General features: G+C 74.3%; 15 protein-coding genes. 7 read left to right on the plus strand and 8 right to left on the minus strand.

Features of this window, described 5'->3' with window-relative positions; genetic code table 11:
* Positions 1 to 128 precede the first annotated feature (128 nt).
* Together ACIA8O_RS20715 and ACIA8O_RS20720 are read left to right on the plus strand one after the other, a co-directional pair.
* A complete protein-coding gene (locus tag ACIA8O_RS20715; protein WP_396295390.1) occupies positions 129 to 1,421 on the plus strand; it encodes a M64 family metallopeptidase in 1,293 nt (430 codons plus the stop codon).
* A 159-nt stretch (positions 1,422 to 1,580) separates the two neighbouring features.
* Entirely contained in the window at positions 1,581 to 2,492 is a 912-nt protein-coding gene (locus ACIA8O_RS20720) for a DMT family transporter (protein ID WP_396295391.1), read from the plus strand.
* On the opposite strand, the gene ACIA8O_RS20725 is transcribed toward ACIA8O_RS20720, so the two are convergent.
* Positions 2,480 to 3,892 carry an STM4012 family radical SAM protein gene (locus ACIA8O_RS20725; RefSeq protein ID WP_396295392.1) on the minus strand — a complete coding sequence of 471 codons (1,413 nt, stop codon included), beginning with the start codon at positions 3,890 to 3,892 and terminating at the stop codon, positions 2,480 to 2,482. The two genes, ACIA8O_RS20720 and ACIA8O_RS20725, sit on opposite strands and share 13 nt — an antisense overlap.
* 135 nt (positions 3,893 to 4,027) lie before the next feature.
* On the opposite strand from ACIA8O_RS20725, the gene ACIA8O_RS20730 reads away from it, so the two are divergent.
* Positions 4,028 to 5,113 carry a DUF1152 domain-containing protein gene (locus ACIA8O_RS20730; RefSeq protein ID WP_396295393.1) on the plus strand — a complete coding sequence of 362 codons (1,086 nt, stop codon included), beginning with the start codon at positions 4,028 to 4,030 and terminating at the stop codon, positions 5,111 to 5,113.
* Positions 5,114 to 5,151: 38 nt separating this feature from the next.
* Here ACIA8O_RS20730 and ACIA8O_RS20735 read toward each other — a convergent pair whose 3' ends face one another.
* A complete protein-coding gene (locus ACIA8O_RS20735; RefSeq protein WP_396295394.1) occupies positions 5,152 to 5,949 on the minus strand; it encodes a LysR family substrate-binding domain-containing protein in 798 nt (265 codons plus the stop codon).
* An 83-nt stretch (positions 5,950 to 6,032) separates the two neighbouring features.
* Between ACIA8O_RS20735 and ACIA8O_RS20740 the strand changes: the two genes are divergently transcribed.
* Together ACIA8O_RS20740 and ACIA8O_RS20745 are read left to right on the plus strand one after the other, a co-directional pair.
* Positions 6,033 to 6,437 (plus strand): DUF5997 family protein, encoded by a 405-nt coding sequence (locus tag ACIA8O_RS20740; RefSeq protein ID WP_396295395.1) that lies wholly within the window; start codon positions 6,033 to 6,035, stop codon positions 6,435 to 6,437.
* Between the two features lie 85 nt (positions 6,438 to 6,522).
* Positions 6,523 to 6,867, plus strand: coding sequence for a VOC family protein (locus ACIA8O_RS20745; RefSeq protein ID WP_396295396.1), 345 nt, complete (start codon positions 6,523 to 6,525; stop codon positions 6,865 to 6,867).
* A gap of 5 nt (positions 6,868 to 6,872) precedes the next feature.
* Here the strand turns inward: ACIA8O_RS20745 and ACIA8O_RS20750 are convergent, their stop codons facing one another.
* The 6 genes from ACIA8O_RS20750 to ACIA8O_RS20775 all read right to left on the minus strand — a co-directional run bounded on the left by ACIA8O_RS20750 (position 6,873) and on the right by ACIA8O_RS20775 (position 14,170).
* The gene (locus ACIA8O_RS20750) at positions 6,873 to 7,706 is read right to left on the minus strand and encodes a PaaX family transcriptional regulator C-terminal domain-containing protein (RefSeq protein WP_396295397.1); all 834 of its coding nucleotides are present in this window, start codon (positions 7,704 to 7,706) and stop codon (positions 6,873 to 6,875) included.
* 35 nt (positions 7,707 to 7,741) lie between these two features.
* Complete coding sequence (locus tag ACIA8O_RS20755) at positions 7,742 to 10,174, minus strand: bifunctional salicylyl-CoA 5-hydroxylase/oxidoreductase (RefSeq protein ID WP_396295398.1); 2,433 nt, start codon at positions 10,172 to 10,174, stop codon at positions 7,742 to 7,744.
* Positions 10,171 to 11,862 carry an AMP-binding protein gene (locus ACIA8O_RS20760; protein WP_396295399.1) on the minus strand — a complete coding sequence of 564 codons (1,692 nt, stop codon included), beginning with the start codon at positions 11,860 to 11,862 and terminating at the stop codon, positions 10,171 to 10,173. The genes ACIA8O_RS20755 and ACIA8O_RS20760 overlap by 4 nt, the downstream gene beginning before the upstream one ends.
* The gene (locus ACIA8O_RS20765; protein ID WP_396295400.1) at positions 11,859 to 12,806 is read right to left on the minus strand and encodes an acyl-CoA thioesterase; all 948 of its coding nucleotides are present in this window, start codon (positions 12,804 to 12,806) and stop codon (positions 11,859 to 11,861) included. Before ACIA8O_RS20765 ends, ACIA8O_RS20760 begins: the two co-directional genes overlap by 4 nt.
* Positions 12,806 to 13,291, minus strand: a complete 486-nt coding sequence (locus ACIA8O_RS20770; protein ID WP_396295401.1) for a cupin domain-containing protein — start codon at positions 13,289 to 13,291, stop codon at positions 12,806 to 12,808. The genes ACIA8O_RS20765 and ACIA8O_RS20770 overlap by 1 nt, the downstream gene beginning before the upstream one ends.
* A gap of 75 nt (positions 13,292 to 13,366) precedes the next feature.
* A complete protein-coding gene (locus tag ACIA8O_RS20775) occupies positions 13,367 to 14,170 on the minus strand; it encodes a fumarylacetoacetate hydrolase family protein (RefSeq protein ID WP_396295402.1) in 804 nt (267 codons plus the stop codon).
* A 123-nt stretch (positions 14,171 to 14,293) separates the two neighbouring features.
* Here ACIA8O_RS20775 and ACIA8O_RS20780 point away from each other — a divergent pair, with 123 nt between their 5' ends.
* Both ACIA8O_RS20780 and ACIA8O_RS20785 read left to right on the plus strand, forming a co-directional pair.
* Positions 14,294 to 14,728 carry a RidA family protein gene (locus ACIA8O_RS20780; protein WP_396295403.1) on the plus strand — a complete coding sequence of 145 codons (435 nt, stop codon included), beginning with the start codon at positions 14,294 to 14,296 and terminating at the stop codon, positions 14,726 to 14,728.
* Between the two features lie 46 nt (positions 14,729 to 14,774).
* A complete protein-coding gene (locus tag ACIA8O_RS20785; RefSeq protein ID WP_396295404.1) occupies positions 14,775 to 16,406 on the plus strand; it encodes an amidohydrolase in 1,632 nt (543 codons plus the stop codon).
* Positions 16,407 to 16,408: the final 2 nt, after the last annotated feature.

Genomic DNA, 16,408 nt, shown 5'->3' on the forward strand with positions numbered 1-16,408 from the left:
CTGTCGGTGGTGGGCTGCTGGTCCTGCTCGTTCCGCCGCCCCATTGTCGGGGGCCGGACGGGTGCCCTACATTAACTCACCGCTTAAGTGTGATTAACCATCAACTTACTCCCGCCGGAGGTCCGTTCGTGCCCTCGCCCAGGATCGTCCCGTCCGTGCTGGCCACCGCCCTGCTGGCCGGCCTCGCCCTCGCGTCCCCCGCCACCGCCGCCCCCGCTCCGGCCCCGGTCGCCCGCCACCAGGTGGAGACCTTCGCCGAGGACGGCACCATAGGCCGCGCCGAGGTCCCCGTCACCCATGCCAAGGCCGCCCCGCAGCGCCTCGCCGCCCCCGTGCTCGGCGACGGCGACGTCTCCACCATCGTGCAGAACGGCTCCACCGCCACCAAGCTCGACGTGGTGGTGATCGGTGACGGCTACACCGCCGCCGAGCAGGGCAAGTTCCACACCGACGCGGCCGCCAAGTGGCAGGAGATCACCGCCGTCGAGCCCTACGCGAGCTACCGCTCGCTCTTCAACGTCTGGGCGGTGGACGCCGTCTCGGCCGAGTCCGGCGTCACCGGCGACCCGGACCGCACCACCACCCGGACCACCGCCCTCGGCTCGTACTTCTGGTGCGGCGACGTCGAGCGGCTGCTCTGCGTCGACACCGACGCGGTCGAGCGCTACGCCGCCAAGGCCCCCGCCGCCGACCTGGTCATCGTGGTCGCCAACAGCGCCAAGTACGGCGGCGCAGGCTACAACGACGTCTCCTCCGAGCTCGGGTACTCCGGCATCGCCACCGTCGCCGGCGGCAACGCCAAGTCCGGCCAGATCGCCGTGCACGAGACCGGGCACTCGCTCGGCAAGCTCGCCGACGAGTACTGGTACGAGGGCCAGGGCACCTACACCGGCAAGGAGCCGGCCGAGACCAACATCAGCAAGCAGACCCTGGCCCAGATGAAGCGCACCAAGACCAAGTGGTACCGCTGGCTCGGCCAGACCTCCCCCGACGGCGGCACCGTCGGCGCCTACCAGGGCGGCGGCTACTACCCCACGGGGCTCTACCGCCCCACCGACAACTCGATCATGCGGTCGCTCGGCCGCGAGTTCAACCTCCCCGGCCGGGAGGCGATGATCGCCGGCTTCCACCGCTACGCCACCACGCTGGCCAGCACCACCCCCACTACCGCCCCGCTCGACGCCGCGGCCGTGGTCACCGTCGAACTCCCCACCCCGGGAACGCGGTTGCGCTGGTACCTGGACGGCCGCGAGCTCATCGGCCTGCGCGACCGCACCACCGTCCGCACCGCCGACCTGCACCTCGGCAAGGGCCAGACCCGCGAGCTCACCGCCCGGGCCACCGACCCGACCCCGGCCGTGGCCGACCCCGACCTCAAGCTGCTGCTCACCGACACCCTCACCTGGCAGGTCACCCGCTGACCTCCGCCGACCGGGCCGGTGCCGCACGGCGCTCCCCGCCGCGCGGCACCGGCCCCGCCCGCTGGTGCGAACCTACGGCCCCCGGTCCGGGCCCCCGCCGATCTGTGGTCAACTCGCCCCATTCCGCCCGGTGCTGACGCCTCGTTAGCGTCCGTCCACATGACCATCGAAGAGGTGCGGGCGCGGCGGCGGACGGGCGGGGTGCCCCAGGTGCTGGGGGCCGCGGTGCTCTGGGGGACGGTCGGCCCGGCCCAGGTGCTGGCCGCCTCCACCGCCGCCCCGGCGGCGATCGGCGCCGGGCGGATGCTGCTCGGCGGCCTGGTGCTGGCCCTGTGCACCGTCCGCCCGAAGGGCCTGCGCACCCTCGCCCGCCCCGGCGTCCGCCGCTGGCTGCTGCTGAGCGTCCTGGTGACCGCCGCCTTCCAGCTCTGCTTCCTGGAGGCCGTCGACCGCACCGGCGCCGCCCTCGCCACCGCCGCCGCCTTCGGCACCACCCCGGTGGCGGCCGGCCTGTGCGCCCGCGCCCTCGGCACCGAGCGCCTGACCCCGGCCTGGTGGCGCGGCACCGCCCTGGCCGTGGCGGGCATCGCCCTCCTCCTGGCACCGGGCGGCGGGGCCCGCGCCGACCTCACCGGCGTCCTGCTCGCGGTGGCCGCCGGCGTGAGCTTCGCCGTCTACATCGCGGCCACCGGTCCGCTCACCCGGCACGGCGGGGACCCGTCCGCGGCCGCGCCGGTCAGCGTGCTCGGCGCGGGCCTGCTGGTGCTGCCCGCCCTGCTGGCCGCCCCCGAGGGACTGGCCACCCCCCGCACCGCGGCCCTGGTCGCCTGGCTCGCGCTCGGCACCACCGCCCTCGGCTACCTGCTCTTCACCCGGGGCGTCGGCCGGGTCGGCGCCGCCACCGCCGCGACCCTCAGCCTGGCCGAACCGCTGGTCGCCGCCCTGCTCGGCCTGCTGCTCGGCGAGCGCCCCGGCCCGGCCGCCGTGCTCGGCCTGGCCCTGCTGCTCGGCGGTCTGGTCCTGGTCTCCCGGCCGGGGCGCGGTGCGCCCCGGGGCCCTCAACGGTCCTGATAGCCCGCCATGGCGGCCCGCACCCGGTCCGAGAAGAACAGCGGCCCGACCGCGTCCGCGTGCGCCATCCCCTCCGAGGTCAGCCGCAGCGCCGCACCGTCCACCAGCCACACCCAGCCGCGCTCCACCAGCTGCGCGAACTCCGCCGCGAAGTCCTCCTCCGGCCCGGTGCCGAACAGCGCGCGGTAGCCGTCGACCGCCAGCCCGTCCGCGTCGAGCAGGCGTTGCAGCACGTGCATCCGGCGCCGCTCCCCGCCGTCCATCCGGTAGGCCCACTGCGCCCGGCGGAACTCCTCGGTGGGCGTGGCGATGTACTCGTCGATGATCCGCCGCACCTCCGGCACGGCCACCGCGTAGTCCGTGGTGTAGTGCAGGCCGGTGGTGAACGAGCGGGCGCCGACGCCCAGTCCGACCATCCCGGCCTGCTGGTTGTACTCGGCGATCCCGGCCCCGCCGGCCCCCTCCGCCGCCGCCGTGCCGATCCGCTGGAAGACCCGCATCGAGGCCTGCCGGTACCCGGCGGCCAGCAGGTGGTCCCGGCCGTACCGGTAGAGCCGCAGCCGCTGCTCGTCCCAGCGCCGCCCGTCCCGGTCGTGCCGGGCCATCAGACCGGTCAACGGCCGCACGTACAGCGGGTAGAGGTAGACCTCCTCCGGCTCCCAGGCCAGCGCCGCGTCCAGCGAGACCCGGAAGGACTCCTCGGTCTGCCCCTCGATGCCGTAGATCAGGTCGATGTTGAGGATCGGGAAGGCCGCCTCCTTCAACCGGCCGAGCGCCGCCTCGACCTCGGCCCGCTTCTGCGGCCGCACCGCCGCCCGCGCCTCCTCGTCCAGGAAGCTCTGCACCCCGATGCTCAGCCGGGTCGCGCCCCGCTCCCGCAGCACCGCCAGCCGGTCCGCCGTCGCGGTGGCCGGCGAGGTCTCCACCGACCACGGCACCGCCCGCAGGTCGGCGCCCATCACGTCCTCGCAGACGTCCGCCAGCCGGCTCAGCTCACCCGCCGTCAGGTACGTCGGCGTCCCGCCGCCGAAGGCCGCCAGCGCGAACCGCACCGGCTCGCCCTTGGCCTCCAGCGCCTCCCTGGTCACCCGGGCCTGCCGCTCCAGCGTGCCGAGGAACGCCCCGGTCACCTCCTCCGGCGCCCCGGTGCGGGTGAAGAGGTTGCAGAAGCCGCAGCGCATCTCGCAGAACGGCACGTGCACGTAGAGCGAGAGCGCGTCCAGCCGCTCCTGCGCCCACAGCTCGCTCAGCAACGGCCGCTGCTCCAGCAGCCGGTAGGACTTCTGGTGCGGGTAGGCGTAGACGTACTGCTGGTAGGGCGAACCGGCGGCCGGCGCCCGCTCGGACCCGAGCGCAACGATCGGCAGCGAGGCGGTGGTCCCCGTCGTGGTATCCGTCATGCCCGCAACGGTATTGACGGTCCGTCAGCCCTGATCATCGGGCGATCCTTCAGAATCCCCCCGCTCCGGGCACGCCCTCCTCGGTGCTTTCACAACCTTGTCGGCCCCCGCCGCGCCGGGATAACCCTCGTACCCATGACCCGACTCCTGATCGCCGCCGGCGGTGGCGGCGACGCCATCGCCACCGCCCTGGTGCACGCCGCCCTGCACGGCCCCGACACCCCGGCCCTGGTCCTCACCTACGCCTGGGAGCGCCTGGTGGTCGACCCGCTCCCCGGCCCGCGCCGCACCACCGACTTCACCGGCCTGACCCCCGGCAGCGGGGCCCTCCGTCTGGTCACCCCGGCCACCGCGCCCCGCCCGCCGGCCGGATCGCTGCTGCCCCGGCTCGCCACCCAACTCCGGCCCGCACTCGGCCTGTTGGACCCGTACGAGGGCACCGTCGGCCTGGCCCGCCAGCTCCGCGACGCCGCGGCCCACTGCGGTGCCGACCGGATCGACCTGGTCGACGTCGGCGGCGACGTGGTGGCCGACGGCACCGAACCCACCCTGCGCAGCCCCCTCGGCGACGCCCTCGCCCTGGCCGCCTGCGCCCGCAGCGGCCTGCCCACCACCGTGCACGTGGCCGGGCCCGGCCTCGACAACGAGGTGCCGCTCCCCGTCCTGCTGCCCCGCCTCGGCCCGCCCGCCCTCCGGCTGACGGCCGCTCACACCACCGCCGTCGGCCGGGTCCTCGACTGGCACCCCTCCGAGGCCGGCGCCCTGCTGGTGGCCGCCGCCCGCGGCGTGCGCGGCGTCTGCGGCACCCGGGACGCACCCGAGCCGCTCGCCCTCACCGCCGCGAGCGCCGACGTCCACCGGCTCGCCCTCGACCGGGCGCTGGACCTCAACACGCTGGCCCGCGCCCTGCACGGCTGCACCTCGCTGGACGAGGCCGAGAAGGCGAGCGTCGAGGTCTGCGGCTTCTCCGAGATCGCCCGCGAACGCGCCCGCGCCGCCCGGGGAGAGGGCGCGGTGCCGCCCGCGCTCCCCTTCGACCCGGCCGCCTTCGCCACCTGGGAGGACGGCACGGCCGCCCTCGGCCTGGAGTACGTCACCACCCGCCGGATCACCGAGGAGCTCGACCTCACCCCGGCCGCCACCCGGGACCTGCGCACCTGGCTGACCACCGACGACCCCGGCCGGGCGGCCCCGCCGCTGTGGCGGCTGCGCCCCCGGTAGGCTGCGCCCCCAGTAGGACGTGCCCCCGGTGGGACGCGCTACGACCGGCGCTTCGGCTTGGCCCGCTTGGCCGGTGCCGCCTTCTTGGCACCGGCCCGGCCGGACTGCCCGCCCTTGCCGCCACCCTTGGCGGCGGGCTTGCCGCCCTGCTGCGGCCTGGCCCCGCCCGGCTTCTTCTTCGGCTGCTGCTTGGCCTGCTGCTGCTCCTTGGACTGCGCCGCCATGCCGCGCGAGCTGTTCACCGTCCGCCCCCGGACGATCCCGATGAACTCCTCCACCAGCTCGGTGGTCGCCTCCTCCGGCCAGGCCAGCGCGATCTGCGACTGCGGGGCGTCCGGCACCGGACGGTACGTCAGGTCCCGCCGGTGGTGCAGCCGGGCCAGCGACTGCGGCACCAGCAGCACGCCGATCCCGGCCGCCACCAGCTCGATCGCGTCCGCCGTGGTGGCCGGCCGCTCGAAGGCCGGGCGGCCCGGCAGCTCCTGCCAGCCGAGGGTGTCGTCCAGCGGGTGCAGCACGATCTCGTCCGCCACCTCGGCGAGCTCCACCTCGTCGAGGGCCGTGAGCAGGTGGTCCTTCGGGACCACCACCACGGTGGTCTCGGTGTAGAGCGGGATCGCGCTCAGCACCGACCGGTCCACCGGCTGCCGCACCAGACCGGCGTCCGCCAGCCCGTCCCGCAGCGTCGCCGACCCCTCCGGCGCGTCCACCTGCACCAGCGTGAGCGGCACCTGCGGGAGCCGCTCACCCCAGACCCGCACCCACTTGGTCGGGGTCACGCCCGGAACGTACGCCAGCCGGAAGGAAGGGGAGGGAACCACCTGCGAGTCAGTCACCCCGCCAGGCTACCGACCCCCGTGCCCGTCGCCGACCACCGCCGTGACCGGGGCGGCTGTCCGATTCCCTTACCCTTGTCCCCATGACATCGCTCAATTCCAAGACCTCCCAGCAGATGAAGCCGGCCACCGCGGCCAAGAAGCTCGGTGTGTACCTCCCGGCCACCCCTGCCGAGTTCCAGGAGGGCGTCGTCACCCGCGACGAGCTGAACGCGCTCCAGACCAACCCGCCGGCCTGGCTCACCGAGCTGCGCCAGAACGGTCCGCACCCGCGCCCGGTGGTCGCCGCCAAGCTCACCGTCTCCATCGCCGGCCTGGCCCGCGGCGGCGTCACCGACGCCCTGACCACCGAGCAGATCGAGGCCATCAAGGCCGAGAACCCGCTCTGGCTCCAGCACGAGCGCGCCTCCCTGGTCGACGTCCGCAAGGAGACCAAGCGCATCAAGGAGAAGAACGAGCAGAAGGCCGCCGACACCAAGAAGGCCTGACGCTCCACCAGCACCACCCCGGCCCGGGACACTTCGAGGTCCCGGGCCGCTCCGCGTCCCGGGGGCCGTCCCCTAGGCTCCGGCCATGGACGCACACCTCAGCCAGGTCGTGGTGGACTGCCACGACCCGCGCGGCCTCGCCCGCTTCTGGGCCGCGCTGTTCGGCACCGCCCCCGTCGACCGTGCCCGGGGCTGGTCCCACGTCGACCTCCCCGGCGGCGGACGCCTCGCCTTCCAACCCGTCCCGGAACCCCGGACGGCCAAGAACCGGCTGCACCTCGACATCGCCGTCGGCGACCTCCCCGCCGCCGTCCGGCTGGCCGTCTCCCTGGGGGCCGCCGCCACCGGCGGGACCGTCACCGACGACCAGGGCTCCTTCCGCACCATGGCCGACCCGGAGGGCAACGCGTTCTGCTTCGTCACCGCCTGACCCGGCTACCCGCTCCAGTGGCGGGCGGCGTGGGCGAGCGCGGGTCCGTCCAGCTCCGCGACCAGCCGCTCGAAGAGGCGGACGGCGGCGGGGCCGCTCCAGTCCTCGGTCAGCACCTCGGGCGGCAGGCCCGGGTCGCGGAACGGGAGCTTGCGCCAGTGGTCGACCACCGAGAGGTAGCTGACGAAGGCCTGCGCGTCGTCGGCGGCGGGGCCGGCCGGAAGGTCCCCGTACTCCTCGATGAAGGCACGGTAGCGCCGGTCGATCTCGGCGAGGTCCCAGCCGTTGCCGACCATGCTGGTGAGCTGCTGGCCCCCGACGTGGTCGCCGACGAAGACGGCGCACTGGCCGGTGAGGTCCAGTTCGGCGATGGCGCGCCGGGCGGCGGGGAGCATCCGGGCGGGCGCGATCCACACCGCCGCGCCGATGTTGCCGAAGCCGAGCGCGGCCAGGTGCGCGGTCAGCTTGTGGCGCACCGCGCGGGCCGACTCCGGCACCGAGAAGTTGACGAGGCACCAGCCGTCGCCGAGGTCGGCGGGCTGCCGCGCGTGCCAGATCACCTCGTCACCGGCCGCGAGCGCCTCCAGCGCGGCCGGCGTCAGCGCGTAGCCGCGCAGGCCGGAGCGGGACTCCGACTCCAGCCAGCCGCGCTTCTTCAGCCGGAAGACCGCCGTCCGGACGCTGGACGCGTCCAGGCCCGCCTGGGCGAGGAGCTCCACCGTGCCCGCGATCGGCATCCAGTTGCCGAGGGGACGGACCACCGCGCCGAGGAAGCTCACGAGCAGGGTCCGGGAACGGCGGGCGGCGGCCGGGGGCTGGGCGCTCTTCGTCTCGCTCATCCGGTTCAGTATCACCGACGCGGCCGTTCATGATTTCATCGGCCCGCTCCGGTGCCCGCTCCGGTGCCGGTGCCGGTGCCGGCGCCGGTGTCGCTGCTGGCCCCGGAGCCCGCGCCGGGCGTCCACCGCTGGTGCACCCGGTCCACGGCCCCCTCGCGCAGCAGCTCCAGCCGCGGCGGGACGCGGTCGGTCCGTGAGGTCGGCGGCCTGCGGCGGCCCGCGTCCCACTGGACCGGCCAGTCGGCGCCCGCGCCCCGGTACTCCTGCTCGGCGGCGGCCTGCAAGGTCCACTGCGGGTTGTAGAGGTGGGTGCGGCCGAGCGCGCAGAGGTCCGCCCGCCCGGCCAGCAGGATGGAGTTGACGTCGTCGTAGGAGGAGATCGCCCCGACCGCGATCACCTTGACCCCGGCCGGCCCGGCCACCCGGTGGCGGATCTTGTCGGCGAACGGGGTCTGGTACGAGCGGCCGTAGGCGGGCCGCTCGTCCTGGGTGACCTGCCCGGAGGAGACGTCGATCGCGGCGGCGCCGTGTTCGATGAACGCGCGGGCGATCTCCACGGCGTCGTCCTCGGTGTTGCCGTCCGGCACCCAGTCGGTCGCCGAGATCCGGACGGTCACCGGCACCTCGGCGGGGACGGCCCGGCGCACGGCGTCGAAGACCTCCAGCGGGAACCGCAGCCGGTTCTCCAGGGAGCCGCCGTACTCGTCGGTGCGCCGGTTGGCGACGGGGGAGAGGAAGGAGGAGAGCAGGTAGCCGTGGGCGGCGTGCACCTCGACCAGGTCGAAGCCGGCCGCCACCCCGCGCCCGGCGGCCGCGGCGAAGTCGGCGACCACCTTGTCCATGTCCGCGCGGGTGGCCTCCCGCGGGAGGTGGCAGCCGGGGCCGTAGGGGAGCGCGGACGGGCCGATCACCTCCCAGTTGCCCCCGTCGAGCGGGCGGTCGATGCCCTCCCACATCAGCCGGGTCGAGCCCTTGCGGCCGGAGTGGCCGAGCTGCAGGCCGATCCGGCCGGTGGAGCGCTCGTGGACGAAGTCGGTGACCCGGCGCCAGGCCTCCGACTGCCGGTCGGTCCACAGCCCCGGGCAGCCCGGGGTGATCCGGCCCTCGGGGGAGACGCAGACCATCTCGCTCATCACCAGGCCCGCTCCGCCGAGCGCCTTGGAGCCCAGGTGCACCAGGTGGAAGTCGCCGGGCACCCCGTCCACCGAGGAGTACATGTCCATCGGGGAGAGCACGATCCGGTTCTTGAGCTCCAGGCCGCCGATCGTCACCGGCTGGAACATCGCCGGGGCCGGCCCGGCCGCCCGCTCGTGCCGGGCGAACTCGCTCTCCATCAGGGCGGCGAAGCCGGCGTCCCGCTCCCGGAGGTTCTCGAAGGTGATCCGCCGGGACCGGGTCAGCAGGTTGAAGGCGAACTGGGCCGGGGCCTGCTCCGCGTACATCCCGATGTTCTCGAACCACTCCAGCGAGGCCTGCGCGGCACGCTGGGTCGACTCGACCACCGGCTTGCGCTCGGCCTGGTACGCCGTCAGGGCCCCGTCCACCGTGGGGTGTTCGTGCAGGCAGGCGGCCAGCGCGAGGGCGTCCTCCATGGCCAGCTTGGTGCCCGAGCCGATCGAGAAGTGGGCGGTGTGGGCGGCGTCGCCGAGCAGCACCACGTTCCCGTCGGACCACCGCTCGTTGCGGACGGTGGTGAAGTTGAGCCACCGCGAGTTGTTGGTGAGGACCCGGTGGCCCCCCAGCTCCTCGGCGAAGAGCTCGCGGATCCGCTCGACCGCGTCCTCGTCCGAGGCCCCCGGCGGCAGCTCCCGGCCGTCGGCCTGGTCGAAGCCGGCCCGCCGCCAGACCTCCTCGTGCATCTCGACGATGAAGGTCGAGCCGGAGTCGGAGTACGGGTAGCCGTGGATCTGCACGGTGCCCCACTCCGTCTGCTTGACGAAGAACTGGAAGGCCTCGAAGACCAGGTCGGTGCCGAGCCAGATGTACTTGTTCCGCCGTCGGTCCAGCGTCGGCCGGAAGACGTCGGCGTACTTGGTGCGGATCGCGGAGTTCAGCCCGTCGGCGGCGACGACCAGGTCGTACGAGGCCCGCAGCCCGTCCACGTCGGGCACCGCGGTGCGGTAGTGGACGGTGACGCCGAGCTCGGCGGCCCGCCGCTGGAGGATCCCGAGCAGGTCCTGCCGGCTCATCGCGGCGAAGCCCTGGCCGCCCACGGTGAACCGGTGGCCGTCGAACTCGATGTCCACGTCGGTCCAGCGGGCGAACCGGCTCTCCATCGCGGCGTGCACGACCTCGTCGGCGTTGTCGATCCCGCTCAGGGTCTCGTCGGAGAACACCACGCCGAAGCCGAAGGTGTCGTCCGGCGCGTTGCGCTCCCAGACGGTGATCTCGTGCGCGGGGTCGAGCCGCTTCATCAGGGCGGCGAAGTACAGGCCCCCCGGCCCTCCGCCGGCGATGGCGATCCTCATGCCCGGTCCTCCGCTGTCTGGTCCTTCGCCGTCTGGTCCTTCGCCGTCTCGTCCGCCGCCTGCTCCCGCACGATCCGGCGGAGCTTGAAGTGCTGGAGCTTGCCGCTGGGGTTGCGCGGCAGCGCGTCGACGAAGCGCACGTCGCGCGGGTACTTGTAGGGGGCGATCAGCCGCTTGACGTAGTCCTGGATCTCCCGGGCCTTCGCCGCGTCACCGGCCACCCCCTCGCGGAGCACCACGAACGCGCAGACCACCGAGCCCCGCGCCGGGTCGGGGGCACCGACCACCGCCGTCTCGGCCACGTCCGGGTGGGTGACCACCGCGGCCTCGACCTCGGGGCCGGCGATGTTGTAGCCGGAGGAGACGATCATGTCGTCGCTGCGCGCCTGGTACCAGAAGTAGCCGTCCTCGTCGCGGACGAAGGTGTCGCCGGTGACGTTCCAGCCGTTCAGGACGTAGTTCGCCTGCCGCTCGTCGTCCAGGTAGCGGCAGCCGACCGGGCCGATCACGCCGAGCCGCCCCGGCACACCGGGTTCGGCCTCCTCGCCGTCCGGGCCCAGCACGGTGGCGCGGTAGCCGGCCACCGGGCGGCCGGTCGCCCCCGGGCGGATGTCCGCGCCGTCGGCCGAGATGAAGATGTGCAGCAGCTCGGTGGCGCCGATCCCGTCGATCACCTCCAGACCGAGCTCCTCGCGCAGCCGCTCCCAGAGCGCCAACGGGATGTGCTCGCCCGCGCTGACCGCCCGCCGCAGGCCCGAGAGCCGTTGCACCGCACCGGACTTGACGATCTGCTGGTACGCGGTCGGCGCGGTGGCCAGCACCGTCACACCGTGCTCGGCGACCAGCTCGGCGAGCTGCACCGGCGTGGTGGCCTCGGTGAGGAAGGCGCAGGCACCCGCCCGGAGCGTGAAGACCACCAGCATGCCCAGGCCGAAGGTGAAGGCGAACGGCGCGGTGCAGGCGACCAGGTCGTCGGGGCGCAGCCGCAGCGTGTGCCGCCCGAAGGTGTTGTCGATCGACAGGACGTCGCGGTGGAAGTGCACGGTGATCTTCGGAACGCCCGTGGTGCCCGAGGTCGGCCCGAACAGCGCCACGTCCGCGGCCGCGGTGTCCACCGCGGCGAACCGCCCGGGCTTGCGCCCGGCCCGTCCGCACAGGTCCCCGTCCGCGTCGCCGCCGTGGGGCACCACGACCAGCCCCGGCGCCGCGGCGTCCCGGACGGCGAGCACCTCGTCGAGGTACCGGTGGTCGACCAGCGCCACGACGGGCCGGGTCTTGGCCACGATCGGCGCCAGCTCGCGGGCCCGCAGCGCGGCCATGGTGGAGACCACGATGCCGCCCGCCTTCAGCACGCCCAGCCAGGCGGCCACCGCCCACGGGTTGTTCGGGGAGCGCAGCAGCACCCGGTTCCCGGGCACCAGGCCGAGGTCCTCGGTCAGCACCTGGGCGATCTGGTCGGAGCGCAGCCGCAGGTCGCCGTACGTCCAGACCTCGCCGTCCGGCGTGCGCAGCGCCGGCCGGTCCGCGCCGTGCGCCGCCGTCGGACGGTCGATCAACTCGACGGCGGCGTTCAGGCGTTCGGGGTACTGGAGCAGCTCGGTGGTGAACTCCAGGACCGGCCACTGGTCGGCCGGGGGGAGGTGGTCGCGGGCGAAGGTGTCCGCGTGCGCGGAGGCCGGGTCCGTCATGGCCGGCCCGCCGCTCTGTCTGCCCGGTCTGCCCGGTCCGCCCCGGGGACGCGGATCATCCCCTCCTGGACCACGGTGGCCAGGTGGGTGCCGTCGGGGGTGAAGAAGCGGCCCGAGCCGAGACCGCGCCCGGCCTCCGCCGCACCGGCCTGCTGGGCGTAGAGCAGCCAGCCGTCCGCCGCGCCCGGCGGCAGCGCCCGGTGGAACCACATCGCGTGGTCCAGGCTGGCGGTGACCAGGCCCTGCTGCGCCCAGTGCAGACCCAGCACCCGCAGTACCGGCTCCAGGATCGTGTAGTCGCAGACGTAGGCGAGGGCCGCGGTGTCCCGCTGCGCGTCGGTCAGCCCCTCCACCGGCCGCAGGGCGTCGAACGGCCTGACCCAGACCGCCTGGTGGGGCACCCGCGCGCCCTCGACGCCCAGGTAGACCGGGCCCGGCACGTGCCGCATGTCGAAGCTGCGCCCGGTGGACCAGTACTCCTTCGAGGCGGCGGTCATCGTCCCGCCGCTGCGGTCCGCGAGGTACTCGGCGGAGCTGGGCAGGCCCTCCGGCCCCGGCAGGTCCGGGAGTTCGCCGTGGTGGCTCGCGCCGGGCTCGCCGGCCGCGAAGTTGGCCAGGCAGACGTACAGCTCCTTGCCGTTCTGGTGGCCGCGCACCTGCCGGGTCGCGTAGCCCCGGCCGTCGCGCAGCAGCTCCACCTCGTAGTGCACCTCCTTGCCGATCTCGGCGGGGCGCATGAAGTAGGAGTGCATGGAGTGCAGCGTCTTGCCGTCCTCGACCGAGCGCATGGCGGCCGCCGCGGCCTGGGCCACCAGGTCGCCGCCGTAGGCCTTCGGCCACGGGCAGGGCTGGGTGACCGCGGTGAACGCGAGGTCGAAGCGGACCGGCGCGGCCGGGGTCAGGGTGACGGCGGCGGTGAAGGTCTCGGAGGTGGTGTCGGTCATCAGGGCCGCTCCAGCCAGTCGCGCAGGTCCGCGTCGGGGACGTCGGGGAGGTTGACCACGATGTTCTCCGGGGTGCGGGTGGTCATCCAGGTCAGCGGGTCGTCGCGGTCGAGGTTGCACTCGACGTGCGGCATGAACGGCGGGACGAAGACCCAGTCGCCCTGCGCCAGGTCGACGTAGTCCTCGAACTTCCGGCCGAAGTAGATCCGGCCCCGCCCGGAGAGCACGTAGCCGCCGGTCTCGGCCTCGCCGTGGTGGTGCGGGACGGAGCGGTAGCCGGGCTCGTTGCGGACCTTGCCGAACCAGAGCCGGGTGGCCGGGGTGTGCTGGATGCTGATGCCCGAGATCCGGGTGGCGCCTGCCGACTGGCCGGTGTCCCCGGGCTCGGTGCCGGCCCTGGTCACCACCGGGACCACCAGGCCGCTCTCGGTGGCGTACATCGAGTTGTCGCCGTCGAGGACGTAGTCCCCGGGTGTGGGGTCCATCGAAGCTCCTTGCTCCTGGTCGGCTCGTGGCCGGTCCGTGGTCGGAGGACGTGACGGAGGATCAGTCGGTGAGGGTCAGTCGGTGAAGCGCACGGTGTTGCGCAGGGTGCCGATGCCGGGGACCTCGGTCTCCAGCACGTCGCCGTCGGCGAGGAAGCGCCGCGGCTCGCGGGCCGCGCCGATGCCGCCCGGGGTGCCGGTCAGCACCAGGTCGCCGGGGCGCAGCACGGTGAAGGAGGAGATGTACGCGAGCAGGTCGGCCGGGTCGAAGACCAGCGTCCGGGTGGAGTCGCGCTGGACCTGCTCGCCGTTGACCCGGCAGATCACCTCCACGCCCTCGGCCGGGTCGAGCTCGTCCGGCGTCACCACCACCGGGCCGACCGGGGTGGTGGCGTCCCAGGCCTTGCCCTGGAACCACTGCAGCGTCCGGTACTGCCAGTCGCGCACCGAGACGTCGTTCGCCACGGTGTAGCCCGCGATCCCGGCCAGCGCGGCCGACCGGTCGGCGCGGCGCAGGGTCGCGCCCACCACCACGGCCAGCTCCGCCTCCCAGTCGACCTCCAGGCCCTTCGGCAGTACGAGGTCGTCGGCAGGGCCGGTCAGGGTGTCGGCGTGCTTGGCGAACAGCGTGGGGTGGGTGGGGAGTTCACGCCCGGTCTCCCGGATGTGGTCGGCGTAGTTGAGGCCGCAGCAGACCACCTTGCGGGGCGCGGGCAACGGCAGCACCGGGACGGCGCCGTCGATGACCGCACCGGCCGTCGTCGGCGAGCCCGCCGCGAGGAACGCCGACAGGTCGGGCGCGGGGAGCGCCCGCCAGACGCCGCCGTCGAGCAGCGCCGCGCTGGTGCCGGCCGGGTGGGCCACTGTCGCGAGGTGCATGGGCCGTGCTCCTCCTTCGTACCGCCAGGCGATCCGGTATTTCATTATTTCTGCGACCGTCACGTGACTGTCAATAGATGCTACGGTGACGGCGCCCAGGTTCCCGGCACGCAGGAGCACGCCATGGCAACCGATCTGACGCCCCTTCCGGTCAACCCCCCGTCGCTGCCCGAGCCCAGCGGCTACTCGCACGGAACGCTCAGCGGCAACACGCTCCACCTGGGCGGCCAGACCGCCCTCGACCGGAACATGAAGATCGTCCCGGGCGGCATCGTCGAACAGTTCCGGCAGGCCTTCGGCAACGTCCTCACCACCCTGGCCGCGGCGGGCGGCGTCCCGCGGGACCTGGTGAGCGTCACCCTGTACCTGACCGACATCCCCGACTACCAGGCGCACGGCCGCGAGATCGGCGAGGTCTGGCGCGAACTGGCCGGGCCGGTCTACCCCGCGATGGCCGGCATCGGCACCACCGGGCTCTGGCAGCCCGAGGCCATGATCGAGATCCTCGGCGTCGCGGTCATCCCGGACGAGCGCCTGATCCGGCCCGCGACGGCCTGACGCACCTTCAGCCCAGCGCCGTTCCCGATCGAACTGGGAGGCCGCCGTGCCCTCGTCCACCCCGCCGGCCGCGGACCTGCTGCTCCGGGCCGGCCGCATCCACACCCTCGTCCCCGGCCAGCAGCCGCAACGGGCGCTCGCCGTGCGCGGGGACCGGGTGTTCGCGGTCTCCGCGGCCCCGGACGGGCTCGACCACCTGGCCGGCCCGGCCACCAGGCTGCTCGACCTGCCCGGCTCCACCGTGCTCCCGGCCTTCGACGACACCCACACCCACCTGATCGCGGCCGCCGACAGCGCCCGCGACGTGGCCGTGGACGGCGCCCGCTCCGTCGCCGGGTTCCTCGACCTGATCCGCGCCCGGGCCGACCGGACGCCCCCGGGGGAGTGGATCCGCACCACCGGGCACTGGCAGGAGCTCAACCTCGCCGAACGCCGCTTCCCCACCGCCGCCGAGCTCGACCGGGCCACCGACCGGCACCCCGTGCTCGTCCTGCGGGGGGTGCACAACCAGGTCCTCAACAGCCGGGCGCTGCACCGCTGCGGCATCGACGCCGACACCCCCGACCCGGTGGGCGGCACCATCGCCCGCGACGCCGCCGGCCGGCCCACGGGCCACCTGCGCGGCGGCATGGCACTGATCCGTCCCCACCTGCCGGTGCCCGACCCGGCGGCCAGGCTGGACGGCCTGCGCCTGGCCACCCACGCCTACGCCGCGACCGGCATCGGCACCGTCCGCGACACCAACTCCACCCCGGCCGACCTGGCCGCGCTCGGGCAGCTCCGGGACGCTGGCCAACTCGGCTGCCGGGTACGGGTGTTGCTCGGCACCCTCGGCTACACCTCGGTGCGCCAGGTGGAGGAACTCCTCGACGGCACGGAGGAGTGGCGGTACGCCGCCGACCCCTGGCTGCGGCTGTGGGGCGTGAAGTTCTGGATGGACGGCGGCATCGAGTCCGCCGCGCTCGACGCCCCGTACTGCCCGGCGCACTGCCCGACCCCCGGCTACACCGGCCAGTTCGCCTGGGACCAGCGGGAGTTGGAGGAGGCCGTCGAACTCGTGGCCCGGCGCGGCCGGCGGGTCGGCATCCACGCCTACGGCGACCGCGGCGTCCGCGCCCTGCTCGACCTGTACGAACGGGTGCAGCGTCGCCTCCCCGGCCTGCCCCACGGCACGCTGGTGATGGAGCACGGCGGCCTCGCGGACCGTGAACAGCGCGAGCGCGCAGCCAGGTCGGGCATCCCGGTGACCATCCAGCAGCCCCTGCTCCACGACGTGGCCGCCATCCAGGCCGAGTACTGGGGCAAGGAACGGGTGGCCGCCCTCTTCCCCGCCCGCGGCTGGCTGGACGCCGGCGCCGAGGTCTCGGCCGGCTCGGACTACCCCGTCGGCTCCTACGGCGCCGCCCACTCCCTGCACGGCCTGACCACCCGCACCACCGTCGACGGAGTCCTCGGCCCCGAACAGGCCGTCACCCGCACCGAGGCGATCGCCCTGCACACCACGGCCGCCACCCGCCTCACCGGCGAGTCCCGCCTGCGCGGCCTGCTCACCCCCGGCCGCCTCGCCGACCTCACCGTCTGGCCCGCCGACCCGACCACCGTCCCGTCGGCGGACCTCGCCGGCCTCCTCCCCACCCACACCCTGCTCGGCGGCCGCCCCGTCCACGGGGACGCCTGAAA

The organism is Kitasatospora sp. NPDC051853, from assembly GCF_044452665.1.
Classification (GTDB): domain Bacteria; phylum Actinomycetota; class Actinomycetes; order Streptomycetales; family Streptomycetaceae; genus Kitasatospora.